A 19,160-nucleotide genomic window follows, 5' to 3' on the forward strand; every position below is an offset into this window, starting at 1 on the left:
TTAGTCTTATTTAGTGTTGTTCTTTTCAATAATTTTGTCAATCTATGTGAAAATTAGCACTTAATTGTTAAATATGGTTTAATATTTCATAAGTTGTTGTATTTAATTAATAAATGAATTTATTTTTGTCGGTCTTCATATCTCGCTATATTGGATTGATCGCTAATTTGTATAATAAATAATCTTTATTTAGCCTTATAAATCAAAATATTGCGGTGTTTTTCACAAAGTCTTCTGAGTTTATGTCCTAGCTGAATGCTCCAATTTATTAAATTTGTTATTTGTTTGAAAATAAATATTTCATTTAAAAGTTGTTTTATTTTATTTATATATATTAATTACTTATATTTTGTTTGAGATTGGAGGCTGTGTTACTTTTGGCTTTTATTCAGGTTTTGTTAATAAAACTTACTAATTTGAACAGAGTTTTAATTCTAGAACAATAAAAAAACCGCTGATCATATCAGCGGTTTTTTATGGTTTTAAAAGGTTAGAACAAGCTTGTGCTTTCGAATAGCTGCTCAGACAAGTTCAAGCTAGGAATAGATAAATTGTCTGTGAAGTTTGTTGCTGATCCACTTGCTGAGAAGATTTGAGATGACGACGCAGCACCAAGAACAGAGTCTAGAATATTGTCTACGCCACCATTTGAGCTGGTGCAACCACAATTATCACCAACATTGATTGCCAGCAAGCCAGCAAGATTACCAACAATATCTCCACTGAGAATACCTGTGATAGGCGCTAATACGCCACCATCACCACCACCTATTCCACCAATAATGCCAGTAATTGGGCTTAATAAGCCGCCATCACCGCCACCGATACCACCGCCGATGCTTCCAAGGATACCACCACCAAGAAGATCATCACCGATGATGTGTTGGATGATACCTGCGGCAGTTGAACCATTATTGATCAGTGTACCAATCACGCCAGTTGCATTGCCAAGCGCACCGCCAAAGTCAGCACCAGCTAGATCAGAGATTGCTTCAAGTGTACCGTTGACAGTATCACGAGAAGTTTCAAAGGTAAGCGTACCGAGATTTGCTAGATCGCTGATCGGATGTTCACCTTGAGGGAAGACACCAAGGATTGCATCAGCCACGGTATTGATACCAGTATTGATGAGATCAGTTTTAAGGCTCTCAACGCCTTGAAGGATATCGATACCTGTTTGAATTACACCCGTGATTGGATTATTACCCAGATCACCGCCACCGATACCACCAATAATACCTGTCAAGATATCCAGAGGGCTACCGCCATCACCACCACCGATACCACCAATGATGCCAGTGATCAGGTCAAGTGGGCTACCATCACCGCCAATACCACCGATACCGTCAATGATGCCAGTGATCAGGTCAAGAGGGCTGCCATCGCCGCCAATACCACCGATACCACCAATGATGCCAGTGATCAGGTCAAGTGGGCTACCATCACCGCCAATACCACCGATACCGCCAATGATGCCAGTGATCAGGTCAAGAGGGCTGCCATCGCCGCCAATACCACCGATACCACCAATGATGCCAGTGATTAGGTCAAGTGGACTACCATCGCCGCCAATGCCACCGATACCACCAATGATGCCAGTGATCAGGTCAAGTGGGCTACCATCACCGCCAATGCCACCGATACCACCAATGATGCCAGTGATCAGGTCAAGTGGACTAGCATCGCCGCCAATGCCACCGATACCACCAATGATGCCAGTGATCAGGTCAAGTGGACTACCATCACCGCCAATACCACCGATACCGCCAATGATGCCAGTGATCAGGTCAAGAGGGCTACCATCGCCGCCAATGCCACCGATACCACCAATGATGCCCGTGATCAGGTCAAGTGGACTACCATCACCGCCAATGCCACCGATACCACCAATAATGCCAGTGATCAGGTCAAGCGGACTACCATCGCCGCCAATGCCACCGATACCGCCAATAATGCCAGTGATCAGGTCAAGTGGACTGCCACCATCACCACCACCAATAATACCAGTAAGACCACCAATGACATTTGTGATTGGGTTGAGTAAGCCTCCACCTACACTAGGATCTCCGATAATGCCACCAGCAATACCTGTAATTGTGCCGACGAGACCCGTACCACCATTACCATCCCCAGCAATAATACCGACGATATTGGTAACTGGGCTAAGTATGTCTCCTTCACTGAGACTATTCAGATCTAATACTGAAATTGCATTACCTGTGAAGTTAATTGGAATTGTGATTGGTGCAACGACACTTGCATCATCTCCGTTACCATTCCCAATACCGTAATTGTGTTCACCATTGCCGGCACCAATGCCATTGAGTAAGCCACCTAATAGGCCAGCACCTGTACCGAAGCCGTTTCCAGCGCCATTACTGTTATTAGTTGTGTCATTATCTTCGACATGATTGTTGGTTGTAGTTGAAGAGTCATTGGTTGAGTTTGATGTTGCAGTGCCAAAGACTGAGACAGCATTTCCAGAGAGGTTAATTGGAATTGCGATTGGCATGACAATGCTCGCATCGTCACCATTTCCATTACCGATACCGTAATTATGCTCACCATTGCCGGCACCAATGCCATTCAGCAAACCACCTAGACCGAGTAAGCCGCCACCAGAACCACCGCCTGTTCCGTTACCGCCTCCATTGCTGTTGTCGGTTGTATCATTGTCTTGAACATAGTTGTTGGTTGTGGTTGAGGAGTTATTGGTTGAGTTTGACGTTGCATTCCCAAAAATTGAGAAGGCATTACCATTAGCACTAATAGGTACAGTAATTGGCGCAACGATGCTTGCATCATCAGCAATACCATTACCGATACCATAGTTGTGTTCACCATTACCGGCAGCAATACCGTTACCTATGCCGCCACCAGTACCATTACCTGACCCATCACCAGTGCCATTACCGCCACTATTGCTGTTATTGATGGTGTCATTGTCTTGGAAATAGTTTGAGGTTGTGGTTGATGAGTCGTTAACGGAGTTAGAGGTGGCGTTGCCAAAGATCGAGAAAGCATTACCGTTGGCACTGATTGGTGTTGTAATTGGCATAACGACAGCAGCGTCGTCAGCAATCCCATTCCCAATACCGTAGTTGTGTTCACCATTACCTGCGCCAATACCATTGAGTAAGCCACCTAAGCCATTGCCAGATGAACCACCAACACCACCGCCGCTGTTACTGTTGTCGATAGTGTCGTTATCTTGGAAATAGTTTGAGGTTGTGGTTGATGAGTCATTTACGGAATTTGAGGTTGCATCACCAAAAATTGAGAAGGCATTACCGTTGGCACTGATCGGGGTTGTGATTGGTGCGACTACAGCTGCGTCATTGGCAATCCCATTCCCAATACCATAGTTTTTGTCACCATTACCTGCGGCTGCACCGTTGCCCCAGCCACCAATACCATTGCCAGCACTGCCATCACCAACTAAGCCTGTACCGCTGTTGCTATTATTGGTTGTGTCGTTATCTTCAAAGTGGTTGACTGCTGTCGTAGATGAGTCATTGACAGAGTTGGAGGTTGAGTTTCCGAAGATTGAGAAGGAGTTACCTAAAGCATTTACTGGGCTAGTAATTGGCATAACCACACTCGCATCGTCGCCATTACCATTGCCGATACCATAGTTTTGTTCGCCATTACCGGCACCAATACCATTAAGTAAGCCGCCAATACCATTGCCTGAAGCGCCACCTACACCTGTACCACTGTTACTATTGTCAGTGCTGTCATTATCTTCAATATAGTTAATGGTCGTGGTTGAGCCATTATTAACGGAGTCGTTGGTCGAATCACCGAAGACTGCAAAGGAGTTGCCTAGACCGTTGATTGGCATTGTGATCGGTGCTACGACGCTCGCATCGTCACCATTTCCATTCCCAATACCGTAGTTATGTTCTCCATTACCCGCACTAATCCCATTGAGAATGCCACCGATACCATTACCTGAAGTACCACCTACACCTGTACCGCTGTTACTGTTGTCTGTGGTGTCATTATCAAATACATAGTTTGAGGTTGTTGTCGATGCATCATTGGTTGAAGCATTGTGTGAGTTGCCAAAGAATGAGAAATCATTTCCTAGGCCATTTAATGGAGTGGTGATTGGCATTACGATACCTACGTCATCGCCATTACCATTGCCAATACCATAATTTTGCTCACCATTGCCAGATGCTGCACCGTTAAGTAAACCACCAAGACCATTGCCTGCACTACCTGTGCCGCTATTACTATTGTTGACCGTATCATTGTCTTCAACAATATTGGTGGTGTTGGTAGATGCAATATTGGTCGAGGTGTTAGTTGGTTGATCTGGATCTGAATTACCAAACCAAGAAACATTATTCCCCATTACATTCACTGGTGTAACAATTGGTGAGGTCCAGTCTGCATCAGTACCATTGCCGTTACCAATACCGTAGTTTTTGTCCCCATTACCTGCACTGATACCATTTAATAGTCCACCAATACCGTTACCAGTTGCACCATCAACGCCAGTGCCGTTATTGCTATTATTGGTGGTATCGTTATCTTGGACATGGTTCAGTGTGTTGGTAGGTGCTGTATTTGTCGATGAAACACCACCACCGCCTGTACCACCAAATGAGTTGCCTAGAACGTTGAATGGTGTTGTGACTGGTACCGTAATACCAACATCATCGCCATTTCCGTTACCAATGCCGTAGTTTTGTTCACCATTACCTGATGCTGGTCCATTGCCCCAGCCACCAATACCATTGCCCGTACTGCCATCTGCACCAATACCATTATTGCTATTATTGGTGGTGTCATTGTCTTGGACGATATTTGAGGTTGTGGTTGGAGCTGTATTGACCGAGTTTACTTCACCGCCGCCAATTCCTGCGAATGAATTACCTAGTACTTGAAATGGTGTTGTCCATGGCGCAACAATACTTGCGTCATCACCGTTACCATTACCGATACCATAATTGTGTTCACCATTTCCAGCAGACACGCCATTTAACAAGCCACCAGCATTGCCATTACCAGCAGCTCCGACACCATTGTTACTGTTGTTGATGGTATCGTTGTCTTCGATCACATTGGAGGTTGTAGTTGGTGCAGTATTTACTGAGTTTACGTCACCACCACCGATGCCTGCGACTGAGTTACCCAAAGCTTGAAATGGTGCTGTGACAGGCATAGTGATATCAGCATCATCACCGTTACCATTACCAATCCCATAGTTTTGTTCACCGTTGCCAGCACCAATACCATTTAACCAGCCACCGCCATTACCATTACCTGCAGTACCAGTTCCGTTATTATTGTTATTGGTGGTGTCATTGTCTTGAATATGAGTGGATGAAGTGGTTGGTGCAGTGTTGATTGAATTTACGTCACCGCCGCCAATCCCAGCGATTGAATTACCCACGGCTTGAACAGGCGTTGTCCAAGGCACAGTGACATTTACATCATCACCGTTACCATTACCAATCCCATAATTATGCTCGCCATTACCTGCAGCCACGCCATTGAGTAGACCGCCACCATTACCGTTTCCTGCAGCACCAACGCCGCTGTTACTGTTGTTGATGGTATCGTTATCTTCAATTACCGTGGTGGAGCTGGTTGGGGTGGTGTTAATTGAGTTGACATCTCCACCACCAATTGCAGCGAAAGAGTTGCCTAAAGATTCAAATGGCACAGTGACGGGTGTAGTGACATTGACGTCATCACCATTGCCATTACCGATTCCGTAATTATGTTCACCATTGCCAGCTGCAACACCATTTAGGAAGCCACCATTACTGCCATTGCCTGCAGAGATGCCTAAATTGCTATTGTCTGTGGTGTCATTGTCTTGAATATGGACGGAGGATGAAGTTGTTGAAGTGTTAATAGAGTTGACTGGTGATGCTTCACCAAGCCATGAGTAAGAATTTCCAAGTGAATGAAAAGCCGTTGTGAAAGGGTAAGTGAAGTTTAAACCATCACCATTGCCTACACCAACACCGTAGTTTTGATCGCCATTACCAGCTGCAATTCCATTGAATAAACCATCATCAGTCTGAGTACCACTATTACTATTGTTTGTCGTCGTACTTTCTTCGACATGAACATGTTTTATAGTCGATACTGTATTGACAGAAGATGATGTTCCTTGGCTATTGCTGCTTGCAAGAGACAGAATGCCTGTAATGGGTGATAGAATATTTTTAAATAACATGTCGATATACCTATAATTATTGGAGTTTTGTTTTATTTACCTTAATAATTATGTGACTCCTGTCTCATAATCTATATGATAGTATTTATTGGTTTACTTTGTAATGTCAATATTGTTATGTGTATCATATTTTTAATGCAAATAAATTTTATATAAATCAGTAAAGTAGAATGCAGTATTGAAAATTTATTGGGATTTGTACATATAATTAATGAATCAACCTAAACTATTTATGATAATTAAATAATGTTTAAGCTGTGTTGATGACAGTACAATATAGTTATTAAAGATAATATTAAGAATAATTTTATTAAGATTAAATTAAAAATACATATAGTTTGGCTAAAAATATGATGGGTCGATAGAGTGAAAAGTGTTTTAAAAAGAGGTAGGGGCTTATAGAAAGAGCAATCTATAGCCAGTTGATCAGGATATTGTGAAAAATAGCTTATCAAGTCAGGAAAAATACGTATAATGCCCAACATCAAATATGCGCTCATAGCTCAGCTGGATAGAGCACTTGGCTACGAACTAAGGGGTCGGGAGTTCGAATCTCTCTGAGCGCACCAATTTGAAAAAAGAAACCGCTTAAATGCGGTTTTTTTGTGCCTATGACTTTCAGAGCTTGGTCCGTATTTTTTGTACAAACACGGTATTCCCACCAACCGCTGGTAAAGTATCGTGATAAGGAAGGCTGCGCATTGCTCTTAATAAAAATGGTGCTTTTTCATCAATTTTCATCGCGGTGGTTATTTTAAATAAAGATCCTTGATGGCTGGTATCTATATTCATTTTCCCTTTGATATATCTTAAATCTCCACCATTGGCATGAAAGTTATTTTCGGTGGTCTGTGGGTAGTTAAACTGCAATTTAAAGGCGAAAGGAATGTTAATTACTCCTAAGCCAACATTGACCTGAATATCTGCATCCTGGCTTTGATTTTGAATAGGTGTGGTGCTTACTTTTTTAATTTGACGTGGAAATAACTCTTTATAGGTCACTGGTACAAGCCATTTTTGTAGTTGTTGAGGTGATTGCTTGTAAAACTGGTAGGTTGTGGTAAAGCGCATTGACTCCCGACCATGTGTATAAGCGATCGTGGTTGGGTAATGTAGAAAACTTACAGGTTGTTGAGCCGCTTGACTTAGTTGAGCAATTTTTGCGAGTTGAGCAGGTGTGAGTTGTGGAGATGGTGTCTGACCAGCAGGAAGCGCAATAGGTGCGAGTGCGTTAAAACGCTTCCTTAATGATTCTAAGATAAAAGCATTACCGCTGCTGGGAATGCCAAGTTTTACTTCTGGAATCGCAGCTAGAATTTTTTTAACTAAAAAACCTTGAGGCTGATTTAGGTCACCCCATTGGGTTAGCGTGATTAAGGTTCGATTTTCATCTAAAGCAAACCATTCAAATTTACCGACACCATAGGGTATAGGGGCATCAATCACCAAGGTTGAAATACTATTTTCAGCCAATTGGTGTTGCATGATGACATTTTCATTAAAGTTTAAAACAGGGATGGGGGTTGGTATCGAAACACGATACTTCATCTGTGTGATATTGCCTGATTTGGTCAATGTTTTCGCAGATTTCAGTGTAGGGAAAAGACCAACATATTGATTAAAGTCGGTCAGTGTTTTTTCAACCTGTTGTGCATTCACAGGAACAATCATCGCAGCTGTCGTAAAGTTTGCGGTTGGCTGGGGATTATTTTTGGGGGTAGGGACAGCAGTTTTTACGGCTGGATGTCCGTAGATAAAAATGTCATTTTGCGTATAACTTGCCAGAATTTTTGGCTGATTTTGAAATGGTTGTACAGCACTCGGAATATTATCCGACCATGTAATGATCTGAGCAAAGCTGTACTGTGTTGAACAACACAAAAAAATTGTAAAAAGGGTAATAAAACGAGACATCACATTCCTTTGATTTTCTTCTGGTGATTCCAATCACAACAATTTATAACTGTTTTCTGCTGAGAAAATAGCCCTATTATGTAAAACGAGTCTGAATGATGACAAACTGGTGTAATATCTATGCCTGTCTATGATCACCCGAATTGAAGTGTTATATGTCTGAACAGCGTCCAACCATATCCGCACGTTATTATCTTAATCTGGAAGAATCTCAAGATGGCTTTGCTTTAGTCACTTTTGGCAAAAAACCGATTACTCGTTTTCTAACCCCTGCAATTAGTATCGCAATTATCCTTTGGGGAATTTATTTGGGTTTCACCGGAGTTGGTCGTTACTATGTGGCACTCGGTGTTTTCTTCTTGATCATGCAAGCGATCATGCGCTTTTGGTTATTGCCGCTGTTGTTTAAACGTCAATTTGTGCGCTATCAATTTGGGAAAAGTGAACAAGGTATTGACCTATATCAAGACTACTTTGAGTTATATGCTGCAGGGAAGAAACAAAAAGCACAATATAGTGAAGTTCAATCTTTCGTAATTGGCAAATTGACTTATATGTTGGAACTTAAAAACCAAACAGTCGTGATCGTACCCAAACGTGTTTTTACCAATCAAGCAGATCAAAATAAATTTGAAAATAGTTTTAAAAAATAGTTGTAAAAATAAATAACGGTTCAAAACAACAAGGAGTTTTCATGAGTACGCAGCCTTCAAAAATTGTTTGTGTGGGTAGAAATTATGCTGAGCACGCGAAAGAGTTGGGGAATGCTGTCCCAGATCGTCCGATTTTATTTATGAAACCACCAAGTAGCCTTGCTACGTTAGCACAAGGTGTCGCTTGGAATCAGGCCTTAGGCGAGTGTCATTATGAATGTGAAATTTGTTTGCAAATTGCACATCCTTTATCGCAAGAAACTGATAAGAACAAAGCATTAGAAGCAATTGGTGCGATTACGTTAGGTTTGGATTTAACTTTGCGTGATTTGCAAAGTGAATTGAAAAACAAAGGACAGCCTTGGGAGCGAGCAAAAGCGTTCGATGGTGCTTGTATATTGGCAGATTGGGTTGAAGCAGATGAAATCGGTGATTTACAAGAATTAGAATTGGTTTTAATGATCAATGGCGAACAGCGTCAGCATGGTTTTAGTCGGGATATGTTGTTTGATATCGGAGCGCTATTGGTCGAAATTAATCTGTCATTTAGTTTACAAGCAGGTGATGTGATTATGACAGGTACACCTGCTGGAGTAGGTGCTTTAAATCCAAATGATCAACTTACGATGAAATTAATTACTCAGTCTGGGGAATATGATTGGGATACCTTTGTTAAAGCATAAGAATGAGTGATATGGCGCTGGTATCTAGGTATCAGCGTTTTTTTATGGAAAAGAAATGAGAAAAATAGAATGAAAATAGGGCTATACCTGACACTGTTTTTGATCACCAGTTTCGTTCATGCGAAGCAGTTGGCGTTGAGTTTCGATGATGGGGTAAATCCTGATTTAAATGTTCAAGCCTTAACGATTAATCAGCATATTTTAGAGCAACTTCATCAACATCGAATCAAAAGTATTATTTACCCGAGTGTAATCAAGATTGGTGATTATGCAGGTGTACAGTTGGTTGCTGAATGGGGGAAACAAGGTCATCAAATTGGTAACCATAGTGAGCTTCATCTTAACTTAAATAAAGACAGCATCAGTAGCCAACAATACATTGATGGAATTCGACGAGCAGAACAAGTATTTCAACCGTTACAGGGCTGGGTTGCAAGATATCGTTATCCTTTTTTGAAAGAAGGGAATACCCAAGAAAAAAGAGATGCGGTTGTTGGGTATCTTAAACAGCATGACTATCAGTCGGGCGCAGTGAGTATTGATGCCAGTGATTGGTTTTATAACCAAAAATACTTGTCTTATCAAAAGCATCATCAGAGTGATCAGCTTGAGAAATTAAAGCAAGCATACATTTATCATTTGCTAGATCGAGCCGATTATTATGATCAGCTTGCAATAGATACAATTGGTTATTCACCAAAACATGTACTGTTATTACATGTAAATGCAATTAATGCGGCTTTTTTGGATGACGTGGTTCTTGCATTTCAACAACAGGGATGGCAGTTGATTGATAGTGACAAGGCGTATACCGATCCACTGTATCAGCTATCGTCAACGGTTTTACCTGCTGGAGAAAGCATTATTTGGTCCTTGGCCAAACAGCAAGGACATGCGGACTTACGTTATCCAGCTGAAGATGCACCTTATGAGCAGGAAAATTTAAAACGGTTTGGCTTATTGTAGAGAACTGCCTTGATATAATTTTCGAAATTGATCTGGGGTAAAGTGCATCCAACGTTTAAACATATAAATAAAGGCGGAAGAACTCGCATAACCCAAATCTAATGCAATATTTTCAATGGTTTTCCCTTGATTGAGCATCGACATCGCTTTCATCACCTTGAGACGTTGTCGCCATTCATGTAACGACATGCCAAGCTCCTTTTGACTATAACGAGCCAAGGTTCTTTCGGTCATATTTATCATTTCCGCAAGCTGCTGCAGGGTACTATTATCCGCTGGATATGCATGTAAGCGGCTTAATATTTTTGATAAGGCAGGATGTTGTGTGGTAGGTAAATAACTTCCTACCAATTCAGCATGTGTGAGTGCATCTAATAATACTTGTAGTAAGCGTAAATATTCTGGATCTTGTTCTGAAAATGGGTGTTTACGAATGTGCTCAAGCAACGCTGGAACCAATGGTGCAGTCAGTAAAATACCCGCTTGTTGTGGCATCTGCTGACACAAAGATTCATGGACATACAGCGAACTGTAAGTGACATCATTTCGATTAATGCCACTGTGCTGCATATGTGGCGGTAACCAAATGCCGTAAGGTGGTGGTGTTAAATAATGGATTTGCTCAATACTCACTTCTAAAACACCATCAAAAGCGTAAATAAATTCTCCCCAAGCATGTGCATGTTCAGGATAAATTGTTGCGGCAGGTGCATCTCGAACTCTTAACCATAACGGGGCAGGAATATCTTTGATGGCAGGAATCTTTTGAAAATCCTGAATTCTTTGTGCTGTTTTTTTCATGGATTGAGAATTGTCAGAAAACACACATGTATTGTCAGATTTTCACTATATCATGAAAATCTGACAGGTTTATATTGGCTTTCTATTATGAAAATTGGGAGCTGGCAATGGATGAGCGTAAAACATTAGATGCACGAGCATCTGGTCTTATGATCGGACTCTGCATGATTTGGGGATTACAACAAGTCATTCTAAAAATGGCAGCTCCTGATATTTCTCCTCTTATGCAAATCGCGCTACGTTCGGGCTTGGCAGCAATTTTGTTATTGCCTTTATTGTATTTAGATAAAGCCGCTGAATTATTCAATCGCCAAAATCTTCAAGCGGGTGCTTTGGTTGCCTTTTTATTCTCTTTAGAATTCTTTTTGTTGGCGCAAGCATTGCAATGGACTTCTGCTTCACATGCAGTGGTATTGCTATATACCGCACCAATTTTTGTGGCGTTGGGTTTGCATTGGAAGTTACCTTCTGAGCGTTTAAGCTGGCTGCAATGGAGTGGTATTGCTCTGGCTTTTATTGGCATAGTGGTGACATTTATCCGAGGGCAATCAGGGACGGTTTCTGCGATTGAGCAACAAATGCTGTGGGGCGATTTGTTGGCATTGGCTGCTGGTATTGCTTGGGCAGCAACCACAATTACCGTACGCTTATCTTCATTGGCACAAGCTGCGGTGACACAGACTTTATTCTATCAATTGGCAGGTAGCTTTATTTTATTGTTTGGCTTGGCTGTGTTTTTGGGGCAGGCAAGTATTCATTTTACCCCATTGGTGATTGGCAGTTTGGCATTCCATACCCTCGTGGTGTCTTTTGCGAGCTTTCTAGCTTGGTTTTGGTTGCTTAGAAATTATTTAGCTTCGCGCTTAGGCGTATTCTCTTTTTTAACCCCATTGTTTGGGATCATTTTCGGAGTATGGTTGCTCGATGAGAGAATTGAACCAAACTTCATTCTCGGTTCAATTCTGGTGTTAGCAGGGATTGTGGTGGTGAGTTTACAAGGTTGGTTAAGGAAATAAAAAAGACCTCAATACGAGGTCTTCTTGCTACTTCTGTTCAAAAATAGTGGATAACGGAATAGAAAGTTTAGCCGCTAAATAATCATTGCTTTCAATCAAGGCGGGTCCGATTTTTTCCATCCATTCATCATCGGCATGAACATTGACAACATCATCTCGTAGTGGAAGCGGATATGGGAGTGCGGTAAAGAAACTCCAAAAATCAACCTGTGCTAAATTGCGAACCAAGACATACTCATCATTGTCTGTACGTTTAATCAGATTTTGTGCTTCTAATTGCAGAATATATGAGGGTAAACGCCCCAGCTCACCACGACCTACGATATCAAGTAGCTCATGCTCACTTACACTATTTCCAACTTGTTGCTTCTTATAAAATAACTCTAAAATATCTAATAACATCATGATTGGATGGCGTTTTTGTTCCTTACCTGAATGAAATGCGGTAAGTGCATAACTGATTTCCACACCGAGTAAAATAATATTCCATGACAAGAAAATCCAAAGCAGAAAAATAGGAACCGCAGCAAAAGCACCATAAACGATTTCATAGCTGGTAAAGTTGCTCATAATCCAGCCAAAGAAACGTTTTAAGACCTCAAACACTGTCGCACTAAAACATGCTGCGATCATGGCTGAGTACATGGGAACATTGCGATTCGGTATGGTCCAATACAAAATGAAAAAACCAATAATGGTTAATAAAAATGAAATTAACCATAAAAGAAAAGCGCCGTTTAGCTGATAACCTGCGAAGTTATTGCTTAAGATATTCATTGAGGCAACTGTAGAGGAGAGTACGAATGCGCTCCCTAATAAAATCGGACCCAAAGAAATAATGGTCCAATAACGCATAAAACCGACCAAGCCCGTACGCGTTTCTTTGACACGCCAAATACGATTAAAAACATTCTCAATCGATGACAGCATTAATACCGTTGTGACAAATAGGAACAAGATACCAATAATGGTTAGGTTGCTCGATTTATCGGTAAAGGCACTTAAGGCTTTATCAAATGCAATGGTACTTTTAGGTAAAAAATTACTATAAATCAATTGCTGTAATTGTTGTCGTGCTGGTTCTAATGCTTTGATGGAGGAAATAATGACCAAAAATACAGTCAGCATTGGGACAACTGCAAAGAGCGTTGTATAGGTCAAGGAACCTGCTTGTTCTCGGCAACGGTCAGCCTCGAAGCGACGCAACACAAATAAGATAAATTGAAACCATGTTTTCTCTAAAAAAGACAATTTTTTTAGATAACGGTTTAAGATCATGGAGGTATCCTAGTTATTTTTAATCAAGATCTTGGAGAGTTCACAAGATCAACAACAGCTCAAAAAGGTAAAAATGTCGTATAGTGTTATTAACTTAGCAAAATTTTGAAAAGTGATGCAACCTTACGTTCTTGTACTGTATTACAGCAAATATGGTTCTACTCGGCAAATGGCTCATTTAATTGCTGATGGAGTCGAGTCAGCAGGGGTAAATGCTCGGATTCGAACAGTACCGAATCTTGCAACTGTTGTAACAGAGGCACAACCGAGTATACCGACAGATGGCGATATATATTGTAGCCTAGATGATCTGACTCATTGTTCTGGTTTAGCTTTGGGTTCACCCACTCGATTTGGCAATATGGCCAGCGAGATGAAATATTTTTGGGATCAAACGACGAGCCTATGGCTGAATGGTGCTTTACACAATAAACCAGCATGTGTCTTTACTTCATCAGGTTCGATGCATGGTGGGCAAGAAAGTACATTATTGACGATGTTACCACCGCTATTTCACCATGGCATGATGATTTTAGGTCTGCCAAACTCGATTCCTGCACTATCGAATACCAAAACAGGGGGAACACCTTATGGTGCAAGCCATGTTAGTGGACCACGCCATGATCAGAGTCTAAGCCAAGAGGAAAAGATCCTATGTGAAGCCCAAGGTAAACGCTTAGGTGAACTGGTTAAAAAGCTCATTTAAACTAAAAAAATGGGAGCGCATGCTCCCGTTTTTTATTTTTATCTTTTCAATTGCCAATCATAGATGTTTTTACGATAAGCATACCAAATCATCCAAAGACCAATGATGATCATTGGGAAGCTTAGAATTTGTCCTTTGGTCATCCAACCAAATAAGATGAATCCTTGATCTGCATCAGGTTGGCGGAAGAATTCCATAAAGAAACGTGCTACGCCATATCCAACTAAGAATACTGCTGAAACGGCCATACGTGGTCGAGGTTTTGAGCTAAACCACCATAAAATGATGAAGAGTAATAAACCTTCACACAATGCTTGATAGATTTGTGATGGATGGCGTACCAGCCCCAAAGGGTCTGTTGGGAAAATCATACCAAATGGATAACTCGGGTCTTGAACTTGACGACCATACAGTTCACCACCAATGAAATTACCAATACGACCAAACATTAAACCTGTCGGTACGCAAGGTGCAATAAAGTCCAATGTCTGGAACCATGTTTTTTGATATTTTTTGCACCAAAATAACATGGCAATCATTACGCCAAGAAAACCACCATGAAAACTCATGCCGCCTGTCCAAACTTGGAATAGCCATAGTGGATTTTCTAAGAATTTTCCAAATTCGTAAAACAGGACGTACCCCACACGACCACCAAGTACAACACCCAGTGCACCGTAAAAAACGAGATCTGAAACCATGTCTCCTGTCCAGCCATCACGCTGCTTAGCACGATAAGAGGCAAGGCCCCATGCACATAAAAATGCCAATAGGTACATAAGTCCATACCAATGCACTTGTACTGGTCCCAAGCTCAGTGCAACTGGGTCTATATTTGGATAGGTCAGCATTGCTGTTCCTCAATTTAGAATTTGAAATTAAGTTTTGAACAGATTTTAACGGATTGAGATGAAAAATGTTGTACATTCAATGTGTAAAGATGTGAGAACAAAATCAATGTGTATTGTCGCTTTTGCATGGCATGTTCTTGAGGAGATGCCACTTTGCTTAATTTCAAATCGAGATGAGTTTTATCATCGCCCGAGTATCCGCCTACATACTTGGGAAAATAGCAGCATTATTGCTGGACAGGATTTACAGTCGGGTGGGACATGGATGGGAGTAACTGCATCTGGACGCTGGGCGATTGTAACTAACTTTCGTAATGGTCGAGATAAAAATCAATATCAAACCTCAAGAGGTCATTTGGTACAGACCTTTTTAGAAAGTGAACTAACCCCCATTCGTTTTGCACAGCAATTAGAGTTAAAACAACAAGAATACGCGGGCTTTAACTTATTTGTAGGTGATCGTGAACAAGCTGTTTATATGAGTAATCAAGGTGAAGCACCTCAAGTTCTCGCCAATGGTGTTTATGTTGTGTCTAATGGTTTGATGTCTGAAGATTGGGAAAAAACTAAACATTTACGTAAACGCTTTACTCAAGAGTTTTTACCGATGTTACAACAGCCGAATATGACTGAAGCAGCGCTGTACTATGCGGTTTGGGATATTTTGGAAGATGAGCGTAAAGTCATACCCGATTTGCTCCCTGATACAGGAATTAATCCCGAGATGGAGGCTTTATTGTCCTCGACATTTATTCAAAGTCCAATCTACGGAACACGATGTTCTAACTTTTTACGTATGAGTCAGCAACAATGGCTATGGGCAGAGAAAGCGCAACAAGGAGAGCAACAGGGAGAGGTTGTGGAGCAAAAAGTGGACTTGTTGAAATAAAAAAGCCATGCTATTCGAAAATAGCATGGCTTAAGTGAGCTTTTAAGTTTGGCGGTTATTAACCAACAATTGCACCACCATCTTTACGTGTGATCACCACTGTTGCAGAGCGTGGGCGAGATGTTGTGTTATTTGGATTGGTTTGCGTTGCAGGCCAATGGCTAGTTGGGGCGTCGTAAGTTTTTGAGTCTTCACCTGGGTGCTGTACATTGATGAAAATCGCTTTATAGTCTGGCGTCATCGTTACGCCTGTGATCTCACATTCTTTTGGACCTGTGAGGAAGCGACGCAGGTTTTCATCATTCACTTTTGCGCCAACGATGGTTTCAGTTCCGTTTGATGTTGTTGCCTTGTTCCCATCGCTGACTTGGCCTGGTAATGCTGCAAGCATCATACAGTTCGTAACATCCGTATATGCACCGTCGTCAGTTTGAATCCACAATACACCGCGTGGGTCAAACCACATGCCATCTGGTGATGAGAAGTCATTATTATCTGTTAGACCAGAAAGGTTAATGTTTGATGCCATTGCTGCTTCAGCACCAAATAAGTAGATATCCCATTTGAAGCTTTCAGCTGTGGTTTTATCTTCAGTCTCGCGGAAGCGAATGATGTGTCCATTCACATTACCTTTTTGGACTTTTTCATTATTTTTCAGATCTTCATAATTTCGAGGGTTCGCTGCATCTGTTGGATAGCTTGAACCACGATTCGAGTTATTGGTGAGGGTGACATAGACTTCGCCATTGACAGGATTGACTGCACACCATTCAGGACGATCCATTTTTGTTGCACCAACAGAATCTGCTGCTAAGCGTGCAAATGTAACAACTTCTGCTTGTGATTTGAAAGGATAGACAGGATTGCTGTCAGTCAGACCATTTTTACCGTAGCTCAATTCTACCCATTGACCAGTACCGTCAGCATTGAATTTGGCAACATAAAGTTTGCCTGCATTCATATATTTATCACCTGCACGATAACCGCCATTTACATCTTTTGGATCCCATTTTGCATCGGATACAAATTTATAGATATACTCGCCACGTGAGTCATCACCCATATAGAATGCTAAGTTTTCACCTTCAATGGCACGACTAGTACGACAGTCTTCATGAGCGAAACGTCCAAGTGCAGTACGTTTTACAGGTGCTTGACGACTATCAAATGGATCGATTTCAACCATCCAACCAAAGGTATTTGGCGCATTGCGGTAATCTTGCCCTGCTTGCTCTGCTTTTACATCTGCATTCCAGCGATCATAAAGATCTTGTGATTCAACTTGTCCAATTGCTGTTTCCCAGCCATAGCGAGTACTAGAGCCTTGTTTTAAACCATAACGTTGCAGTGCCACAATTTCTTCAGGACGACGTGCTGCATCATCGGTCGCACTTCGCGCAAAATAGCCAATAAAGTTTTCTTCAGTAGTGAGGTAAGTTCCCCATGGCGTGTAGCCATTTCCACAGTTGTTATGTGTACCACGGGTTTGTACACCCGATGGTGAGAACTTGGTGGCAAGTAATGCATGACCTGCTGCAGGGCCTGCAAACTCCATCAAAGTTGAACCAGTGATACGACGGTTATAAACAGAGTTTTTGACCAATTCAACTTTTTGAGTTTTGGTATCTTTCTTCACATGAATGATCGAAACACCATGAGCATTTACTTCGCGAATCACTTCATCTTCTGGGCGACGACCATCGACTTTACTTGGTCCTTTTGGATGCAAGAACGTTGGATTGATATATTCATGGTTTAGAACCAATAAACCATCATTTGATTGCTGTTCATCATAGCGACCTGTTGCAGTATTGAGACCAAAATAGCTCATGCCATCATGGCAGTCACCTGAACGGAATTGAAAGCTTGGGCCTGATGGAACATTGTTGTCATCCCATTCTGCATATGTTGGATTAATTGAGTCTCCTAAAGCATATAGAACGTTGGCTTCATAACCTTCTGGTACAGTGACAATATCATCTAAATTTTTTGGAACTGCTGTGAAGTCTAATTTTTCAGGTTTTTTATTGGAATCAACAGGAGGCTTAGTTCCACCATTGTTGTTATTCGATTTATTATCGTTGTCATTACAGCCTGTTAACGTTGATGCCAAGGTGAGTGCAACAGCACCGCTTGCAGTTTTTGTGATAAGGCTACGGCGGTTAATATGTTGTTCTAAAATGTCACGGAAATGAACATTTGTAGACGTGTTATTATCCAGTTCTTGGTCTTCATGATATGGCGTTGGCTGTGTCATGGAATCATCCTAAGTTTATATGTGCGATAAAAAATTTCCCGCCTTTAACTTAGTTTTTAATTGTGACGCTGCCTTGACAGTTATGTGACAAATACATTAAAAATCAATAAATAATAAAACGTTTAGTCAAAAAAACAGGTGCTAGACCTGTTCTAAAATTGGATCATTTAAGTCTAAGCTGTTGCTTTTGATTTTTCTAGAACTTTGCCTAATAAGAGACCAAGTTCAAACAATAACCACATTGGAACGGCGAGCATAATCATTGAAATAGCGTCAGGTGGGGTAACAAACATCGAAATGAAAAAACATCCCACGATAATAAATCGTCTTTTTTCAACTAAACTTTGCGTGCTGACAACACCGATTAAGATCAGTAACAAGGTAACGACTGGAATCTCAAAGGTCAGACCGAAGACTAAGAAAAGTTTTAAGCAGAAAGCCAAATAACTATTAATATCGGTCATTGGTGCCACTGTTTCGGGTGAGACACTAATGAAAAAATGTAAAATTGAAGGTAAAGCAATAAAATAAGCAAATGCAATACCCAAATAAAACAAGCAAATACTACTCACTAAGATCGGGAGAGCTAAAGATTTCTCTTTTTCATATAGGGCAGGTTTAGCGAAAGACCAAATCTGATAAATGATATAAGGCATAACCAGCATTAATGCCACGAAGAAATTTAGTTTGAAAGGTGCCATAAATGTTGCCGTAACATCCGTTGCAATCATGGATGAACTTACAGGCAACTGAGCTCGTAACGGTTCAGAGAGTATTTGATAAGTACGATTGGCAAAGGGTAATAAACAGAAAAAAAGTAATAGAATGGCAGCGACGATTTTAAATAAATGTTGTCGCAGAATCATCAAATGCTTGGTGATTGGCATTTCCTCAAGCTTAACATCTTGTTCTTGCTCACCCAAAGAAGACTGAGGGAGTTGAGA

The 19,160-nt window shown here is 41.1% G+C and carries 13 protein-coding genes and 1 tRNA gene; 7 read left to right on the forward strand and 7 right to left on the reverse strand.

All coding sequences use genetic code 11. The features are described from left to right. Positions 1-490: 490 nt before the first annotated feature. The gene (locus F2A31_RS02195; protein ID WP_150024979.1) at positions 491-6,202 is read right to left on the reverse strand and encodes a beta strand repeat-containing protein; all 5,712 of its coding nucleotides are present in this window, start codon (positions 6,200-6,202) and stop codon (positions 491-493) included. 492 nt (positions 6,203-6,694) lie between these two features. Here F2A31_RS02195 and F2A31_RS02200 point away from each other — a divergent pair. Then, positions 6,695-6,771 (forward strand) — tRNA-Arg (locus F2A31_RS02200). Positions 6,772-6,820: 49 nt separating this feature from the next. Here F2A31_RS02200 and F2A31_RS02205 read toward each other — a convergent pair. Beyond that, positions 6,821-8,116, reverse strand: a complete 1,296-nt coding sequence (locus F2A31_RS02205; protein ID WP_150024980.1) for an SRPBCC family protein — start codon at positions 8,114-8,116, stop codon at positions 6,821-6,823. A 155-nt stretch (positions 8,117-8,271) separates the two neighbouring features. Here F2A31_RS02205 and F2A31_RS02210 point away from each other — a divergent pair, with 155 nt between their 5' ends. From F2A31_RS02210 to F2A31_RS02220, 3 genes are all read left to right on the forward strand, one after another. Next, positions 8,272-8,769 carry a YcxB family protein gene (locus F2A31_RS02210; protein WP_150024981.1) on the forward strand — a complete coding sequence of 166 codons (498 nt, stop codon included), beginning with the start codon at positions 8,272-8,274 and terminating at the stop codon, positions 8,767-8,769. 8 nt (positions 8,770-8,777) lie between these two features. Further along, entirely contained in the window at positions 8,778-9,452 is a 675-nt protein-coding gene (locus F2A31_RS02215) for a fumarylacetoacetate hydrolase family protein (RefSeq protein ID WP_267285521.1), read from the forward strand. Positions 9,453-9,521: 69 nt separating this feature from the next. After that, entirely contained in the window at positions 9,522-10,418 is an 897-nt protein-coding gene (locus tag F2A31_RS02220; protein WP_150024983.1) for a polysaccharide deacetylase family protein, read from the forward strand. Here F2A31_RS02220 and F2A31_RS02225 read toward each other — a convergent pair. Then, entirely contained in the window at positions 10,410-11,219 is an 810-nt protein-coding gene (locus tag F2A31_RS02225; RefSeq protein WP_150024984.1) for an AraC family transcriptional regulator, read from the reverse strand. The genes F2A31_RS02220 and F2A31_RS02225 overlap by 9 nt on opposite strands. Before the next feature lie 107 nt (positions 11,220-11,326). On the opposite strand from F2A31_RS02225, the gene F2A31_RS02230 reads away from it, so the two are divergent. Beyond that, the gene (locus F2A31_RS02230; protein WP_150024985.1) at positions 11,327-12,235 is read left to right on the forward strand and encodes a DMT family transporter; all 909 of its coding nucleotides are present in this window, start codon (positions 11,327-11,329) and stop codon (positions 12,233-12,235) included. A gap of 27 nt (positions 12,236-12,262) precedes the next feature. On the opposite strand, the gene F2A31_RS02235 is transcribed toward F2A31_RS02230, so the two are convergent. Then, positions 12,263-13,513 carry a YihY family inner membrane protein gene (locus F2A31_RS02235; RefSeq protein ID WP_150024986.1) on the reverse strand — a complete coding sequence of 417 codons (1,251 nt, stop codon included), beginning with the start codon at positions 13,511-13,513 and terminating at the stop codon, positions 12,263-12,265. Between the two features lie 115 nt (positions 13,514-13,628). Here F2A31_RS02235 and wrbA point away from each other — a divergent pair, with 115 nt between their 5' ends. After that, complete coding sequence (wrbA, locus tag F2A31_RS02240) at positions 13,629-14,219, forward strand: NAD(P)H:quinone oxidoreductase (protein ID WP_150024987.1); 591 nt, start codon at positions 13,629-13,631, stop codon at positions 14,217-14,219. 38 nt (positions 14,220-14,257) lie between these two features. On the opposite strand, the gene lgt is transcribed toward wrbA, so the two are convergent. Continuing rightward, positions 14,258-15,070, reverse strand: coding sequence for a prolipoprotein diacylglyceryl transferase (gene lgt, locus F2A31_RS02245; protein WP_150024988.1), 813 nt, complete (start codon positions 15,068-15,070; stop codon positions 14,258-14,260). Positions 15,071-15,176: 106 nt separating this feature from the next. Here lgt and F2A31_RS02250 point away from each other — a divergent pair, with 106 nt between their 5' ends. Further along, positions 15,177-15,959 carry an NRDE family protein gene (locus F2A31_RS02250; protein WP_150027629.1) on the forward strand — a complete coding sequence of 261 codons (783 nt, stop codon included), beginning with the start codon at positions 15,177-15,179 and terminating at the stop codon, positions 15,957-15,959. Positions 15,960-16,017: 58 nt separating this feature from the next. Here the strand turns inward: F2A31_RS02250 and F2A31_RS02255 are convergent, their stop codons facing one another. Further along, complete coding sequence (locus F2A31_RS02255; protein ID WP_150024989.1) at positions 16,018-18,216, reverse strand: PhoX family protein; 2,199 nt, start codon at positions 18,214-18,216, stop codon at positions 16,018-16,020. A 173-nt stretch (positions 18,217-18,389) separates the two neighbouring features. Further along, positions 18,390-19,103 carry a twin-arginine translocase subunit TatC gene (gene tatC, locus F2A31_RS02260; protein WP_373868184.1) on the reverse strand — a complete coding sequence of 238 codons (714 nt, stop codon included), beginning with the start codon at positions 19,101-19,103 and terminating at the stop codon, positions 18,390-18,392. Positions 19,104-19,160 lie beyond the last annotated feature (57 nt).

It is taken from the genome of Acinetobacter suaedae (assembly GCF_008630915.1).
GTDB lineage: Bacteria > Pseudomonadota > Gammaproteobacteria > Pseudomonadales > Moraxellaceae > Acinetobacter > Acinetobacter suaedae.